Raw genomic sequence first — 15,609 nt, 5'->3', positions numbered from 1 at the left:
ATTACTGAGATCGATCCTGGGATCGACATTACTAAGCGGTAACTTATGCAGTCCGTCTGAGACTACCCCCATCCCCTGTCGCACTGTAGCCAGGGGCGGAGTGATGTGAGTCGCTGAGGGTTGCCTTAAGAAGCGATCGAGAAGCGATCGTGTTATTCATCCCGAAATGGTATATACGGCACTAACCTATCCCCGTGCTTTACGGGATCGCAGCAGCCACGACCGCCCTCCTCCTCGCCGCCTTCCTCGCGGCGCTGCTCCGGCTGCTCGCTCAGCGCCTCGGCATCCTCGACCGCCGGCGGCAGCGGCCGCTGCCCCTGCTGGGCGGGGTGGCGGTGGCGCTCGTGACCTGTCTGGTGGCAGCCGCCGGCGAGTGGACGCGGTTCGCCCCGCTGGGCTCGGAGATGGGGCGGCTGCTGATCGCCGCGGGCGCCGTCGCCGTCCTCGGGCTGGTCGCCGACGTACGGCGGGTGAAGGCGCGGTTCCTGGTCGGCGGTACGGCCGTGGCGGCGGCCTGCGTGGTGCCGTACGACGACACGGGCTTCCTGCTGGGGCTGCCGGCCGTGGGCTGGATCGTCCTGGTCACCGTCGGCTTCAAGGCGCTCGACCACGCGGACGCGCTGGCCGGCACCGTCGGGGTCGTCACCGCCTTCGGTGTCGGCGTCTGCGCGGCGGCCGAGGTGATGGACGAGCTCGCCGTACTGCTGAGCGTGCTGGCCGCCGCGCTGACCGGCTTCCTCATGCAGAACTGGCACCCCGCGCGGATCGGGCTCGGGGCCTGTGGATCGCTGTTCGTCGGGTTCGTGCTGGCCTCGTCGGCCGTGATGACCCGTGCCGGGCACGACCCGCTGTCGAGCGTGGGCGTGCTCTGCTCGCTCACCGCCCTCGCCACCGCGGACCTGGTCCTGGTGGCGCTGTCCCGGCGGCTGGCCGGACGGCCGCTGCTGCGGCGCGGGCCCGACCATGTCGCCCATCGCCTGCGCCGCACCGGCCTCACCCCGCAGGGCGTGACCGTCCTCCTGGGGGTCGGGGCCTTCGCCACGGTGCTCGTCGGTGTCCTCGTGCACATGGGATGGGCCGCGCGGTCCGGGGTGTTGTGGGTGGGGGGCAGCGTCCTCGTCGCGGTGTTCGCGCTGCTGCACATCAAGCCCTATGGTCCTCGGCGGCAACCCTCGTTTCCCGTGGGGGGTGACGCCCGGCCCCCCGCTCAGGTTAGATCGTCGCAGGTCAGCGGCCAGTTGCGTGTAAGGAGCGGATAAGAGTTGAGCGGGGTCGACTCAGCTCTGTTGACCGCGTGGGAGCCGTCATGCACACTTGAGTCCGTTCCACTCAAGTCAGCTGGAGGAATTCACCATGGCACGTGCGGTCGGCATCGACCTGGGCACGACTAACTCTGTCGTCAGCGTTCTTGAAGGCGGCGAGCCCACCGTCATCACCAACGCCGAGGGCGCCAGGACCACGCCGTCCGTCGTCGCCTTCGCCAAGAACGGTGAGGTGCTCGTCGGCGAGGTCGCCAAGCGTCAGGCGGTCACCAACGTGGACCGGACCATCAGGTCCGTGAAGCGCCACATGGGCACCGACTGGAAGACGGAGCTGGACGGGAAGCCCTTCAACCCGCAGCAGATGTCCGCCTTCATCCTGCAGAAGCTGAAGCGCGACGCCGAGTCCTACCTGGGCGAGAAGGTGACCGACGCGGTCATCACCGTCCCGGCGTACTTCAACGACTCCGAGCGCCAGGCGACGAAGGAAGCCGGCGAGATCGCCGGTCTCAACGTCCTTCGCATCGTCAACGAGCCCACCGCGGCCGCGCTCGCGTACGGCCTCGACAAGGACGACCAGACGATCCTCGTCTTCGACCTCGGTGGCGGCACCTTCGACGTGTCCCTCCTGGAGATCGGCGACGGCGTCGTCGAGGTGAAGGCCACCAACGGTGACAACCACCTCGGTGGTGACGACTGGGACCAGCGCGTCGTCGACTACCTGGTGCAGCAGTTCAAGTCCGGTCACGGCGTGGACCTCGCCAAGGACAAGATGGCCCTCCAGCGTCTGCGTGAGGCTGCCGAGAAGGCCAAGATCGAGCTGTCCTCGTCCACCGAGACCTCGATCAACCTGCCCTACATCACCGCCTCCGCCGAGGGCCCGCTGCACCTGGACGAGAAGCTCACCCGGGCTCAGTTCCAGCAGCTGACGGCCGACCTGCTGGAGCGCTGCAAGACCCCGTTCTTCAACGTCATGAAGGACGCCGGCGTCTCCATCAACGAGATCGACCACGTCGTCCTCGTCGGTGGCTCCACCCGTATGCCCGCCGTCGCCGAGCTCGTCCGCGAGCTGACCGGTGGCAAGGACGCCAACAAGGGCGTCAACCCGGACGAGGTCGTCGCCATCGGCGCCGCCCTCCAGGCCGGTGTCCTCAAGGGTGAGGTCAAGGACGTCCTGCTCCTCGACGTGACCCCGCTGTCCCTCGGCATCGAGACCAAGGGCGGCATCATGACCAAGCTCATCGAGCGGAACACGACGATCCCGACCAAGCGGTCCGAGATCTTCACCACCGCCGAGGACAACCAGCCCTCCGTGCAGATCCAGGTCTACCAGGGCGAGCGCGAGATCGCGGCCTACAACAAGAAGCTCGGGATGTTCGAGCTCACCGGTCTGCCGCCGGCCCCGCGCGGTGTCCCGCAGATCGAGGTCGCCTTCGACATCGACGCCAACGGCATCATGCACGTCACGGCCAAGGACCTCGGCACCGGCAAGGAGCAGAAGATGACCGTCACCGGCGGCTCCTCGCTGCCGAAGGACGAGGTCAACCGGATGCGCGAAGAGGCCGAGAAGTACGCGGAGGAGGACCACGCCCGCCGCGAGGCCGCCGAGTCCCGCAACCAGGGCGAGCAGCTCGTCTACCAGACGGAGAAGTTCCTCAAGGACAACGAGGACAAGGTCCCCGGCGAGGTCAAGACCGAGGTCGAGGCCGCCGTCGAGGAGCTGAAGACCGCGCTCAAGGGCGAGGACACCGCCGAGATCCGCACCGCCACCGAGAAGGTCGCCGCGGTCTCCCAGAAGGTCGGCCAGGCCATGTACGCCGACGCCCAGGGCGCGCAGGCCGCGGGCGGTCCGGAGGGCGCTGCCCCCGGCGGCAAGGCCCCCGAGGACGACGTCGTGGACGCCGAGATCGTGGACGACGAGCGTAAGGACGGTGTCGCGTAATGACGGAGGAGACCCCGGGCTTCGAGGAGAAGCCCGACGTCCCCTCCGGCGCGACCCCCGACGGCGCCGAGTCGAAGGCCGCACCCTCGTCGAACAGCGAGGGGGCGGCCCCGGCCGGGGACGGAGCAGCGGACGCGGGCCTGGTGGCCCAGCTGGACCAGGTGCGTACGGCGCTCGGTGAGCGCACGGCGGACCTCCAGCGGCTCCAGGCCGAGTACCAGAACTACCGCCGCCGCGTGGAGCGGGACCGGATCACGGTCAAGGAGATCGCCATCGCGAACCTCCTGACCGAGCTTCTGCCCGTGATCGACGACATCGGCCGCGCGCGTGAACACGGCGAACTCGTCGGCGGATTCAAGTCCGTCGCGGAGTCGCTGGAGACCGTCGCGGCGAAGATGGGCCTTCAGTCGTTCGGCAAGGAGGGCGAGCCCTTCGACCCGACGATCCACGAAGCGCTGATGCACTCGTACGCGCCGGACGTCACCGAGACGACCTGCGTCGCGATCCTCCAGCCGGGGTATCGCATCGGCGAGCGCACCATCCGCCCCGCGCGGGTGGCCGTCGCCGAGCCCCAGCCGGGCGCGCAGACCGTCAAGGAGGAGTCCGGCGAGGCGGCCGACGACAAGGAGAGCGGTGGCCCGGACGAGGGCTGACGTTGAATTGACGAGGGACTACGGGAAGGGGGTACGTCGAGGATGAGCACCAAGGACTTCATCGAGAAGGACTTCTACAAGGTCCTCGGCGTCCCCAAGGACGCCACCGAGGCCGAGATCAAGAAGGCGTACCGGAAGCTCGCCCGCGAGAACCACCCGGACGCCAACAAGGGCAACGCCAAGGCTGAGGAGCGCTTCAAGGAGATCTCCGAGGCGAACGACGTCCTCGGCGACCCCAAGAAGCGCAAGGAGTACGACGAGGCACGCGCCCTCTTCGGCAACGGCGGCTTCCGTCCGGGGCCGGGCGGCGCGGGCGGCGGTTCCTTCAACTTCGACCTGGGCGACCTCTTCGGAGGCGGCGCCCAGGGCGGACAAGGAGGAGCCGGCGGCTTCGGCGGCGGAATCGGTGACGTCTTCGGGGGCCTGTTCAACCGCGGCGGCACGGGGACGACCCGTACCCAGCCCCGGCGCGGCCAGGACATCGACACCGAGGTCAACCTCAGCTTCACCGAGGCGATCGAGGGTGCGACGGTCCCGCTGCGGATGTCCTCCCAGTCACCCTGCAAGGCCTGCGCCGGCACCGGCGACAAGAACGGCACGCCGCGGGTGTGCCCGACCTGTGTCGGCACCGGCCAGGTGGCGCGGGGCTCCGGCGGCGGGTTCTCCCTCACCGACCCCTGCCCCGACTGCAAGGGGCGCGGCCTGATGGCCGAGCACCCCTGCATGGAGTGCAAGGGCAGCGGCCGCGCGAAGTCGTCCAGGACCATGCAGGTCCGCATCCCGGCCGGGGTGTCGGACGGCCAGCGCATCCGCCTGCGCGGCAAGGGCGCACCCGGTGAGCGAGGCGGCCCGGCCGGCGATCTGTACGTCACCGTGCACGTCGACACGCACCCGGTGTTCGGCCGCAAGGAGGACAACCTCACGGTGACCGTCCCCGTGACCTTCACGGAGGCGGCCCTCGGCGGCGAGGTCAGGGTCCCCACCCTGGGCGGGCCGCCGGTCACCCTGAAGCTGCCGCCCGGCACGCCCAACGGCCGCACCATGCGGGCGCGGGGCAAGGGCGCGGTCCGCAAGGACGGCACCCGCGGCGACCTTCTGGTCACCGTCGAGGTGAGTGTTCCCAAGGACCTGACGGGGAAGGCTCGTGACGCACTGGAGGCGTATCGCGAGGCGACCGCGGGCGAGGACCCGCGGGCGGAGCTGTTCCAGGCCGCGAAGGGAGCATGAGTCAGATGGACGGTCGTCGACGCAACCCGTATGAACTGACCGAGGAGACCCCGGTCTACGTCATCTCGGTGGCGGCCCAGCTCTCCGGCCTGCACCCGCAGACCCTGCGCCAGTACGACCGTCTGGGCCTGGTCTCCCCGGACCGCACCGCCGGCCGGGGCCGGCGCTACTCGGCCCGCGACATCGAACTGCTGCGCACCGTCCAGCAGTTGTCGCAGGACGAGGGCATCAACCTGGCCGGCATCAAGCGCATCATCGAACTGGAGAACCAGGTCGCCGCGCTCCAGTCCCGGGTGGCCGAGCTGACGGCCGCCGTCGAAGGGGCCGCGACGGCGATGCAGCAGCGTGAGGCGGCGGTGCACGCGTCGTACCGCCGGGACCTGGTGCCGTATCAGGAAGTGCAGCAGACCAGCGCGTTGGTGGTGTGGCGGCCGAAGCGGCAGCAGACATCCGACTGACGGTCTGTCAATCAGAGCCCCGGGCCCGAGGGTCCGGGGCTCTTTCTTGACCTCAAGTTCGGTCGAGGTCCTAGCGTCACCCGCATGATTGTCGTGACCGGGGCAACCGGAAACACAGGAAGCGTCCTTCTGGAGGAACTCCGGGGGATCGGCGCCGGGCCGGTGAGAGGGCTCACCCGGGACCCCGCGCGGGCGGTCTTCCCGGAGGGCGTCGAAGCCGTCGAGGGAGACCTCGCACGGGCGGCTTCACTGAAGCCCGCGCTGGAGGGGGCGCGTTCACTGTTCCTCGTGCCGGGCGTGGGGGCGGACGCCGAGATCCTCGAAGCCGCCCGCGCGGCAGGGGTGGACCATGTGGTGCTGGTGTCGTCGATCACCGTGGAGACGCATCCGCACCTGGGCCCGGCCGCGGGGAACCTGGCCGTCGAGCGGCTGCTCGAGGAGAGCGGCATGGCGTGGACGATCCTGCGGCCGACGCAGTTCGCCTCGAACGCCCTGTGGTGGGCGGGGGCGATCCGTGACCACGGGGCCGTCCGGGTGCCCTACGCGGACATCGGCCTGCCCACGGTCCACCCCGCGGACATCGCGGCGGTGGCCCGGGTGGCGCTGACCGAGACCGGCCATCGAGGGCGGACGTACGCGCTGACCGGTCCGGAGCGGATCACCGCCCGCCAGCAGGTCGGGACCCTCGCGGAGGTACTGGGCCGGGACGTGGCGCTCGTCGAGATCAGCCGGGCCGAGGCCCACCGCGACATGGCCGCCTTCCTGGGCGACGAGACGGCGAACGCGGTGCTCGATGTGACGGGCGGCGCCGTCAACGCCGAACTGCTCAGGGTGCGCGACACGGTTTCCCGTGTCACCGGCGCCCCGGCCAGGACGTTCCGGCGGTGGGCGGCGGAGCACGCCGCCGCCTTCGGGCCCGCAGACGGAGGCGGGCCCGGGGCGGCGGCGAGCCGGGGCTGAGGCGGGACGTCAGCGGTTGACCATGAACTCCACCGCGGAGCTCTGCTCGCCCGTACGCCCGTAGGCGTCCACCGCGAACACCGTGGCCGTGCAGGGGCCGTTGTACGGCGGCGTCCACTCGATGGTGCCCGTCGTGGACAGGCGGCTACCGCTGTCCCCGCAGGCCCCGGAGATCTCCCAGGAGTAGCCCTTCAGCAGGCGCTGTTCGTCACCCGCTCCGGGCTTGGCCGCGATCTGCACGGGGAACCGGGTGCCGCCCGCCGAGATGAGCGTCAGCTTCGGTGCGGCCGGACCGGTCGCGGTGGCCGGGGTGAGCCGCTCGACGGTGGCTTCGCCCGACGGCACCGACTCCGCGCCCGTGCCGTCGACGGCGACGACGTGGTAGTACGCCTTGCCCCGCGGGGCGGAGGTGTCCTCGTACGACGTCTCCGACGCACCGGCGCTCCCGACGGGCACCCAGCCGCCGATGGCCTCGGTGCGCCGGTAGACGCGGAACCCGGTGACGTCGCCTTCCGGCGGGGTCCAGGTGAGACGGGTGTGCTGGTCGGCGGGCGTGCCCTGCGCCGAGGCCGGGGCCGCGACGCCGGACGCCACGGGCCGGGTGACCGTCACCGCGTCGGAGACGGGCGCGAAGTTCCCGGCGGTGTCGACGGCCTGCACCCTGTAGGTGAACGCCGTCCCCGGGGCGGCCGTGGTGTCCGTCCACGAGGTGCCCCAGACAGGCTGCGGTCCGTCCGGATCGTCCTGGCCCACCGGTGCGCCCCACACCTCGTAGTGGTCGACATCCGGCGCCGAAGGGGCCTGCCACGTCAGCGAGTTGCCGGCGGTGGTCCCGAGCGCCCCCAGCCCGGTGACGACGTCCGGCCCGGTCCGGTCGGCGGTGGTGACCGCCTGGTCCGCCGTGCCGGTCGACACGTTGCCGGCCTTGTCGTAGGCGCGGATCTCGTAGTAGTAGGTCGCGCCGGTGACCGGGAGGGTGTTGTCGGTGTAGGTGGTGGAGGCGGTGGCGCTGGTTGTCGCGAGAGGGGTGCCGGGGAAGGCGGCGCCCTTGAGGCGGCGGTGGATCCGGTACCCCGCGAGGTCCATCTCCTTGTTCCTGGACCAGGTGAGCTTCGCCTTGCCGGTGGCTTGGTCGTAGGAGAGGGAGGTGCCGGTGGGGGTGAGGGGCTTGACCTTGTCGATGGTCGCTGAAGTGCGGGGCGTGTAGCCGAACTTGACCTTGGCGCCGCCGGTCCAGTTGGCGTAGTCGACGCGCAGGGTGTGTTTGCCGGCGGGGATGGTGAGGTTGACGGTCTTGGAGACGGTGGTGGAGGTGTTCTTCCACAGGTCGATCTTGCGGGTGCCGTCGAGGTGGACGCGGATGCCGTCGAGTGCGGAGGCGGCGAAGGAGAAGGGGCCGCCGGAGCCGAAGTCGCGGGTCAGGGTCCAGCGGACGGCGAAGTTGTCCTTCGGCAGTCCGGAGGCGGGCGCGTTGGTGCCCCAGTTCTGGTCGATGGCGGTGTCGCAGTCCGTCTTCTTCGGGGTGCCGGAGAAGGTGGTGTTCGCGAAGAACTGCCGCTTGAAGACGGGTGAGGCACAGGTCACGGCCGCGGACGCGGAGGGGGCCGTCGTGAGCAGCGTGCCCGCGGTGGCGAGCACGACCGTCGCCGCCGCCGCGGCGGTCGTGCGTCTGGCTGGGTTCATTCGATCCTCTGGTCGAGTACGGGACAGCACTGAGGGAGCTGTCGTGATCACGACTCGCGAGAAATGACATTGGTTGTGCAGATCTCAACCAGTTCCTTGATCGGCTTTTGGTGGAGGGGGTGTAACGGGTGTTTGGAGGCGTTCCGTCATGTCTTCACAAGCTCAGCGGAGCGTGGTGTTGCGCACTCGTTAAGTAGTTCCGCTTGACGCCCGGGGCCGTGGGCGCGTTGTCTTTTCAGACATCTGGGCGCAATGGCGCGTCCATGTCCCGAAGCACCAGAAGTGAGCTCCTGTATGCGTCCCTTGCGCCCCCTGCGCCGTACCGCCACCGTCGTGGCCGCCGCGTCCACGATGACCCTCGCGCTGAGCGCGTGCGGGGCCCTGGGTGTCACGGGCGACAGCAGTGAGGCGAGCCCGACCAAGGGCGACGACATCACCGTGGGGCTGCTGCTGCCGGAGACGGCGAACACGCGTTACGACAAGTTCGACTACCCCATCATCCGGAGCAAGGTCCAGGAGCTCACCGACAAGCAGGGTCAGGTCGTCTACCTGAACGCCGACGCGGACGCGGCCAAGCAGGCGCAGCAGCTCCAGAAGATGATCGACGACCAGGTCGACGTGATCCTGCTGGACGCCGTCGACGCGCACGCCATCGCCGACGGGGTGCAGAAGGCCAAGGACGCCGGGATCCCGGTCATCGCCTACGACCGCCTGGCCGAGGGGCCGATCGACGCGTACGTCTCCTTCGACAACGAACTGGTCGGCGAGGTCCAGGCCCGCACCCTCCTGGACGCCATGGGCGGCTCGGGCGTCGACTCGTCCGACAAGATCGTGATGATGAACGGATCGCCCACCGACCCGAACGCCAAGCAGTTCAAGGCGGGCGCACTCTCCGAGCTCAAGGGCACGGTGGGCATCGCCAAGACCTACGACACCAAGGACTGGAAGCCGGAGAACGCCCAGGCCAACATGGCCCAGGCGATCAAGGACGTCGGCGTGAACAACATCAAGGGCGTCTACGCCGCCAACGACGGCATGGCCGGCGGCATCATCAAGGCCCTGGAGGCCGCGGGCGTGACCGACCTGCCGCCGATCACCGGGCAGGACGCCGAACTGGACGCCGTGCAGCGGATCGTGTCCGGCCGGCAGTACATGAGCGTGTACAAGTCGTACCCGCAGGAGGCCGAGAGCGCCGCGGAGATGGCCGTGGCCAAGGTCCAGGGCCACGACATCCAGTTCGACTCCCTCACCCAGGACCAGGTCGACAGCCCGACCGACAAGGGTGTCCCGGCCCTGCTGGTCCCCGTGGTCGCCCTGACCCAGAAGAACATCAAGCAGACCGTCGTCGCCGACGGGATCTACGAGCTGTCGGAGATCTGCACGGGGCAGTACAAGGCGGAGTGCACGGCCCTCGGTCTGAAGTAAACAAGGCCAAGATCAAGAACTGGTCTAGGATCACGCCCGATCATTCTCGAACGCGGGGGAAGGTACGGGCAGTTGAGCACTGGACATGGCATACGGGCCGTAAGTGACGGAACCGGCGACGGCATACGGCTGCGCAGGCGCGCGGCCGTCGCCGGACTCGCACTGTCGCTGGCACTGCTGACGGGCTGCGGCGGCGACGACACGGAGAACACCACCGGCAAGGGCGGGGACGGATCCGGGTCCTCAGGTGCCGCTTCCGGGAAGCCGGCGGCCGACGGCCCGGCGTACAAGGGCGTCGCCCTGCCCGGCTATGCGAAGCAGGCCGCCTGGAGCCTGCCCACGGACAACGCCTCGCTCGGCGTCCTCGACCTCGACGGCGTCCTGCTGTTCGCCAAGGACGCGAGCGGGGAGTACGTCACCGACGCCCAGGTCGACGGCGAGCCGTCGGACGTCAACCGCGTGCTGTTCTCCTCCGACGAGGCGGAGAAGCTGACGCTGGAGTTCCGGGACGCCAGGACCGGCGCCGTCCGCGGGACCCTCAAGGTGACGGGGGAGTCGGTCGAGGGCGTCACCTGGAAGGACGGCGCCCCGGCGGTGGCCGTCGGCAGCTCCGAGACCACCGAGTCCGACGGCCTGACCCAGGAGGAGACGACGACGTCGGCGGCGCTCTACTCCGCCGACGGTACGAAGCTGGGCGAGACGTCGGCCTACGAGTTCGGCCACGTGGTCGACGGCTACGTCGTCACGAAGGCCGAGGGCGACAAGACCCTGACCCTCACCCCGGTCGGCGGCGGCACCGCCCGCACGATCCCGTGCAACGGCGACGACGACGCCGAGTGCGACTTCGACGCCGAGACGGGTGTCGCCAGCGGCGACAAGACCTATGCCCCCGCCGTCGTGGCCGGCTACTACCCGGGCTTCGAGGCGGCCGGCAACTACGACTACGACCCCTCGAACGTCACCCTCAACGACCTGGCGACCGGCAAGCAGGTCTGGTCCTCCGCCGACGCCGAGGTCCCCAAGGGTGTCGTCCTGGACGACGAGGGCAAGCCGACGGACCGCACCGTCCGCGTCATCCGCGCCGCGGACGGCAAGGCGCTGATCGCCTGGAAGAAGGACATCGGCCTCAGCCCCAGCACCCAGGTCTACGCCTGGTACGACCTGGCGACCGGCAAGCTGACCTCCTCCTACGAGGCCGCCCAGGACCTCGTCGAATCGCCCGACGGCGAGCTCGCCGCGCTCGACAAGGACGAGTTCGACTCCGGCTACGACGGAACGACGCTCTGGCAGACCACCGACGGCACCCGCCTGTGGTCCCAGAAGGAGGGCGAGACCCCCTTCGACCCGATCCGCTTCTCCGGCAACGGCAAGGTCCTGTACGGCGACGCCTACGACCCCAGGAGCCTCGACGGCTCGCACGCCACCCTCGCGGTGGACGCCCGCACCCGCAAGGTCCTCGCGAAGGACCTGCCGGACAACAGCATTCCCGCGGTGGACGCGACGACGGGCTTCGGCTTCCTGGCCACGGACGACGGGTTCTTCGTCTTTCCGCCTGCGTAGTCCGGCACCGCCCGGCCGGGGCGGCCCTGCCCGCCCGCGGGCGGCACCCCCGACGTGTCCGCCAGCTCCATGAGCCCGTCGCCAGGCCGGGAACAACTCCACGTCGGGGAGGGGTGGTTCCGCTCCGAGGCGGTACCGGCCGAGAGCCGGGACGGGTGCGGGGCGGGGCTTGTCGCCGACAGCCCCGCACCCCCGGCGTTCGCGAGTGCGACGTTGCGGCACGCGCCTCCGGGTGTACCCGGCAACGGGAATCTCCCGCGCATCGCGGGATGCGCGGCGCGTGGAGCAAGGGCTGGAGGCCACACCATCAGCTTGTTGCAAGTCGCCGGACGGAGGCCCGGAAATAGCAGGGCGTAACGGTAGTTAACGGCGGCCGTCCCGGGGTGAGCCGTGTTGCGGAGCACGGCCTGTCCGCGCATAGTTGCGCTGCGGAACGCGAACGAACCGTCACCCGACGGGTCGAGCACGGTGGGCCTGACGACCAGGGCTCCGCCCGGCAGGGGTGTCCCGGCAGGGATGTCGCACCGCGCTCCGGAGGTGAGCGAGCCGGCGAGAGAGGCAAGAACCGGGGGTGGATGGCGATGGCCGGGCACGGGACGGACGAGCATCCCCACGGTGCCGACCGGCTGTGCGAGGCCGGGGATCGCGTGTATTCCCGGGCCGTGCGACGCGGACGGGTGCCGCGCCGGGACGCGGAGCCGGTGCCCTGCCTGCTGGAGCTGGCGCTGCTGCATCCCGACCCCGACGACATGGACTGGCTGGTGCCGACCTCCCCGCAGGAGGTCATGACGCGGCTGCTGCGCGGCGTGTACGACGAGGTCAGCGCGAGCCAGCGGCGGATGGGCTCGGCCGTGGCGGCCTTCGAGTGGTACGCCGGGCTGGGCCCGGTCCCGGCCCAGGCGTCCGGCGTCGAGGGCACGGCGATCCGGGTCCTGGACGGTGACTCGCGCATCCAGGGCGCGCTCGACGAGGCGACCCAGGCGTGCACGACGGAGGTGCTGACCGTGCAGCCCGGCGGCATCCGTCCCGAGCACGAGCTGACGGAAGGGCTGCACCGGGCGCTGACGCTGCGCGGCCGGGGCGTGCGGATGCGCGACCTGTACACCCATGTCGCCCGGCACGGCCAGGGCCTGCTCAACTACCTTGAGCTGATGGGCGATTCGGTCGAGGCCCGCACGCTGGACGAGGTGATCGACCGGCTGATCCTCTTCGATCGCAAAGTGGCGTTCATCCCGGCGAACGCGGACCGCACGATGGCGTTGGAGCTGCGCCATCCCGGCCTGGTGCACTACCTGGTGACGGTGTTCGAACGGCTGTGGCGCCTGGCGATCCCCCTGACGGCACCGCTGCCGGACACGGGCATCGAGGGCATCTCCCACCGCGAACAGTCCATCGCCGCACTGCTCGCCGAGGGGCACCAGGACGCGGTGATCGCGGAGCGGCTGGGGATAAGCGTCCGTACCTGCCGGGCGCACATCGCGCGGTTGTCGGAGACGCTGGGGGCGGCGAGCCGTACGCAGTTGGGGGTACGGATCGCCCAGGTGGGGCTGGACGGCCCGCGGGCCTCGTCGTCCGAGCCCGCGGTGATCAGTGTGGCCGGGGTGCCGGGTGCCCCGGCGATCCCTGGAATCCCCGGTCAAGAATCCCCGACCGGCTGATGAGGTAACCGAGTTGGGCCCGGCTCTCGCTGCCCAGCGTCGCCGCCAGTTTGGCGATGTGGACGCGGGCGGTGCGGATGTTCATGCCGAGCCGGCCGGCTATGACGGCGTCGGTGTGGCCTTCGACGAGGAGGGCGGCTATGGCCCGCTGGCGGGGGGTGATGCCGTCGAGGGTGGGCTGCTGGACGGCTTCGGGGTACATCGGGGTGGCCAGACGCCAGAGGCGGTCGAAAGTGGTGGCCAGGTAGGCGACCAGGGGCTGGAGGCGGATCTCGAGGGCCAGGGTGCGGTCCCTGTTGGCCGGGATGAACGCCACTTCGCGGTCGACGACGATGAGCCGGTCGGTGACCTCGTCGAGGGTGCGGGCCTCGGCGTCCCCCGTCAGCTGTTCGTAACGGGCGATGACGGCGGGGGAGTGGCGTTGGGTGTCCTGGTAGAGCGCGCGGATCCGGCCCCCTCGGTCCAGCAGGTCCTGGTCGCGCTCCAGCGACTCCGCGAGGCGGACCGCGACGCTCGTGCCGTGGTGGGGCTGGATGGCGAGGGCCTCTTCGGAGGCCTCGGCCATGGCCTCGGCGAGGCGCTGGCGGATCTGGGCGAGACCGCTCAGGACGGTGATCCCGGCCGCGTCCGCCGCGGGCGGCTGCCCCGGGTCGACGGCCAGGAGCGGCTCGAACGCCTCGGCCAGCAGCTCCTCGGCCCTGCGCTTGCGGGCGATGTCCTCGGCGATGTTGCGCAGCAGCCTCGGGAGGGCCAGGACGGGAGCGAGGGGGTGCAGCCCGCGCGCGTCGTCCATGGCCGGGCGGAGCACTCCCGAGCGCACCACGCAGGGCACCGGCGCGGCGTCCTGCTCCGGTACCGATCCCTCCCGCAGGGCGCGGGCGTACAGTGCCAGGCCGTCCGCACACAGCTCCTCGGCCGGGTGACTGTGCGCCATTGCGGTCATGCGAGGCTCCCCCTGTCGGTTCAGTGGTCCGTGTCGAGGATTCCGGACTGTGCGATGAGGTAGCCGAGCTGGGCTCGGCTCCCGCTGCCCAGGGAGGTGGCCAGTTTGGCTATGTGGGCCCGGCAGGTGCGTACGTTCATGCCCAGCCGGCGGGCTATCGCCTCGTCGACGTGGCCCTCCACGAGGAGTTTCGCGATGGAGTGCTGGATCTCGGTGATGCCGTCGGGCGCGGTTTCGTAGGGCGCGTGCTCGGTCAGCGGCACCGCGCGGCTCCACATGAACTCGAAGACCTTGATCAGGTAGCGGATGAGCCCGGGGTGGCGCAGCTCCAGGGCCACCTGCTGGTCGTCGCGGGTGGGGATGAAGGCGACCGTCTCGTCGCAGATGATGAGGCGCTCGACCAGCTCGTCGATGGTCCGGTACTCCACCTTGCCGTCGGAGAGCTGGGCGACATAGGCCAGCTTTCCCGGGTTGTGCCGCACCGTGTGCTGGTAGAGGGTCCGTATCCGCACGTCACGTTCGATCAGCGGCCGGTCCCGCTCCAGCCCCTGGAGCAGGCTGTGCTCCGAGATGCGGTTGCTCGGCTGGATGGTGAGCATTTCGGTCTGGCACTGGGCCGTGGCCAGGTTGAGGGCGGCGTTGATGCGCTCGCCGCCTTCCAGCACGGTGATGGAGTGTGTGCTTCCCGTCACCTGGGCGCTGAGATCCATGAACGGCTGGAGTGCGTCGGCCAGCTGGACGGACAACCGTCTGCGCTCGGAGATCTCCCGCTCGATGGGATTGAGCCGCTGAGCCAGGGCGACCGACGCCGGAACGGGACGCAGCCAGTTCGCGTCGTCGGGATCGGGGTAGAGCAGTGCGAACTCCGTCAGACACGGAGTGGCCTCCACGTCGACGCGAGCGATTCGCCCATTGCGCAGCGCGTTCGCATAGAGACGGCCACCTTCGGCGCACATCTCAGCCAACGCATGGGGATGTGTCGCTTTAGTCTGATTCGCTGCCAAATCTCCACCCCCCAGGGTCCTGAACATGCAGGAACATGATGCACCGATCGTGTGGCCATGAAGTGCCTGAATGAGCCATCGTCTTACTCGACGGGGGAAGAGGGGACCTTCAAGTGAGGACGAAGCCGACTATGCGGAACAGAATGCTTCGCTCGATTCTTGTCGCCGCCTTCTCCACCGTTATGGCCTTCGGAGTCCTGAGTGGCCTCTCGGAAGCGAAGAGCGACTCGCGAGCGGACAGTAGCTGGCCTGCCCGGACCGACACTGTCACCATCGCCAAGGACAGTTCGTGGCCGGCCATCGCCGAGGAGAGCAGCGGCAAGCAGGAGTCGGCATGACCACCCCACCCGACGACCGCTCCTTCCGAAGAGAGATGGCCACCGCCTACCGCTCGGGCTGGCACTTCATCGACCTGGTCACCGCGATCCCCCACCCCGGTGACTCGTTGATGGTGACGGTCTTCGGCGAGCCGGTCGTCGTCACCCGGGACGAGGACGAGGACGTGCGGGCCTATCGGTGTCTGCGGCGGCCTCGGGGGGCGCCGCAGCCTGTGCGGTGTGCCATCCGGTACGGAATGATCTTCGTCAACCTCGATCAGCGCGACCACCGCCTGGTGGAACCGGAGGCTCCGGCCCCAAGGACCATCTCAGCCACCCCCCGCAGTGCCTGACGCGATTCCCCCGTCGTAACAGATCGCTCAGGTGCTTCCCCCCGCAGCGGGGGGGGGGGGGGGGGGGGGACGGGGGGAGGCCCCCTGAGGGTTTCTGGGAGCGGTCCTTTCTTCTACGCTTTCTGGTATCGGTGTACACCGAGGGCCATGTGTCGTCCTCTCCGGTG

Annotated in this window: 13 protein-coding genes; 10 read left to right on the top strand and 3 right to left on the bottom strand. The window is 69.8% G+C overall.

The window, feature by feature from the left end; genetic code table 11:
* The first annotated feature begins 194 nt into the window (after positions 1–194).
* The 6 genes from ACFU95_RS26860 to ACFU95_RS26835 all read left to right on the top strand — a co-directional run bounded on the left by ACFU95_RS26860 (position 195) and on the right by ACFU95_RS26835 (position 6,499).
* Positions 195–1,259 (top strand): MraY family glycosyltransferase, encoded by a 1,065-nt coding sequence (locus tag ACFU95_RS26860; protein WP_383832180.1) that lies wholly within the window; start codon positions 195–197, stop codon positions 1,257–1,259.
* Positions 1,260–1,353: 94 nt separating this feature from the next.
* Positions 1,354–3,201 (top strand): molecular chaperone DnaK, encoded by a 1,848-nt coding sequence (dnaK, locus tag ACFU95_RS26855; protein ID WP_383832178.1) that lies wholly within the window; start codon positions 1,354–1,356, stop codon positions 3,199–3,201.
* On the top strand, positions 3,201–3,854 hold the full coding sequence (gene grpE, locus ACFU95_RS26850) for a nucleotide exchange factor GrpE (RefSeq protein ID WP_383832176.1): 654 nt from the start codon (positions 3,201–3,203) through the stop codon (positions 3,852–3,854). The genes dnaK and grpE overlap by 1 nt, the downstream gene beginning before the upstream one ends.
* A 42-nt stretch (positions 3,855–3,896) precedes the next feature.
* Complete coding sequence (gene dnaJ / locus ACFU95_RS26845) at positions 3,897–5,081, top strand: molecular chaperone DnaJ (RefSeq protein ID WP_383832174.1); 1,185 nt, start codon at positions 3,897–3,899, stop codon at positions 5,079–5,081.
* Between the two features lie 5 nt (positions 5,082–5,086).
* Positions 5,087–5,539: a heat shock protein transcriptional repressor HspR gene (locus ACFU95_RS26840; RefSeq protein ID WP_383832172.1), complete on the top strand. Its 453-nt coding sequence runs from the start codon at positions 5,087–5,089 to the stop codon at positions 5,537–5,539.
* 84 nt (positions 5,540–5,623) lie between these two features.
* Positions 5,624–6,499 carry an NAD(P)H-binding protein gene (locus ACFU95_RS26835; protein ID WP_383832170.1) on the top strand — a complete coding sequence of 292 codons (876 nt, stop codon included), beginning with the start codon at positions 5,624–5,626 and terminating at the stop codon, positions 6,497–6,499.
* Between the two features lie 9 nt (positions 6,500–6,508).
* On the opposite strand, the gene ACFU95_RS26830 is transcribed toward ACFU95_RS26835, so the two are convergent.
* Positions 6,509–8,182 (bottom strand): PA14 domain-containing protein, encoded by a 1,674-nt coding sequence (locus ACFU95_RS26830; protein WP_383832168.1) that lies wholly within the window; start codon positions 8,180–8,182, stop codon positions 6,509–6,511.
* Between the two features lie 294 nt (positions 8,183–8,476).
* Here ACFU95_RS26830 and ACFU95_RS26825 point away from each other — a divergent pair, with 294 nt between their 5' ends.
* The 3 genes from ACFU95_RS26825 to ACFU95_RS26815 all read left to right on the top strand — a co-directional run bounded on the left by ACFU95_RS26825 (position 8,477) and on the right by ACFU95_RS26815 (position 12,825).
* On the top strand, positions 8,477–9,607 hold the full coding sequence (locus ACFU95_RS26825) for a sugar ABC transporter substrate-binding protein (RefSeq protein ID WP_383832166.1): 1,131 nt from the start codon (positions 8,477–8,479) through the stop codon (positions 9,605–9,607).
* A 72-nt stretch (positions 9,608–9,679) separates the two neighbouring features.
* A complete protein-coding gene (locus ACFU95_RS26820; RefSeq protein WP_383832164.1) occupies positions 9,680–11,167 on the top strand; it encodes a hypothetical protein in 1,488 nt (495 codons plus the stop codon).
* A 581-nt stretch (positions 11,168–11,748) separates the two neighbouring features.
* Complete coding sequence (locus ACFU95_RS26815) at positions 11,749–12,825, top strand: LuxR C-terminal-related transcriptional regulator (RefSeq protein WP_383832162.1); 1,077 nt, start codon at positions 11,749–11,751, stop codon at positions 12,823–12,825.
* Here ACFU95_RS26815 and ACFU95_RS26810 read toward each other — a convergent pair.
* Together ACFU95_RS26810 and ACFU95_RS26805 are read right to left on the bottom strand one after the other, a co-directional pair.
* The gene (locus ACFU95_RS26810; protein ID WP_383832160.1) at positions 12,755–13,768 is read right to left on the bottom strand and encodes a helix-turn-helix transcriptional regulator; all 1,014 of its coding nucleotides are present in this window, start codon (positions 13,766–13,768) and stop codon (positions 12,755–12,757) included. The genes ACFU95_RS26815 and ACFU95_RS26810 overlap by 71 nt on opposite strands.
* A gap of 20 nt (positions 13,769–13,788) precedes the next feature.
* Positions 13,789–14,799, bottom strand: a complete 1,011-nt coding sequence (locus ACFU95_RS26805) for a helix-turn-helix transcriptional regulator (RefSeq protein ID WP_383832158.1) — start codon at positions 14,797–14,799, stop codon at positions 13,789–13,791.
* Positions 14,800–15,106: 307 nt separating this feature from the next.
* Here ACFU95_RS26805 and ACFU95_RS26800 point away from each other — a divergent pair, with 307 nt between their 5' ends.
* Positions 15,107–15,442 carry a hypothetical protein gene (locus ACFU95_RS26800; protein ID WP_062673604.1) on the top strand — a complete coding sequence of 112 codons (336 nt, stop codon included), beginning with the start codon at positions 15,107–15,109 and terminating at the stop codon, positions 15,440–15,442.
* Positions 15,443–15,609: the final 167 nt, after the last annotated feature.

This window comes from Streptomyces sp. NPDC057623 (genome assembly GCF_042800355.1).
In the GTDB taxonomy this organism is placed as follows: domain Bacteria; phylum Actinomycetota; class Actinomycetes; order Streptomycetales; family Streptomycetaceae; genus Streptomyces.
The sequence above is the reverse complement of the archived record's forward strand: the minus strand, read 5'-3'. Positions and strand labels throughout refer to the sequence as shown.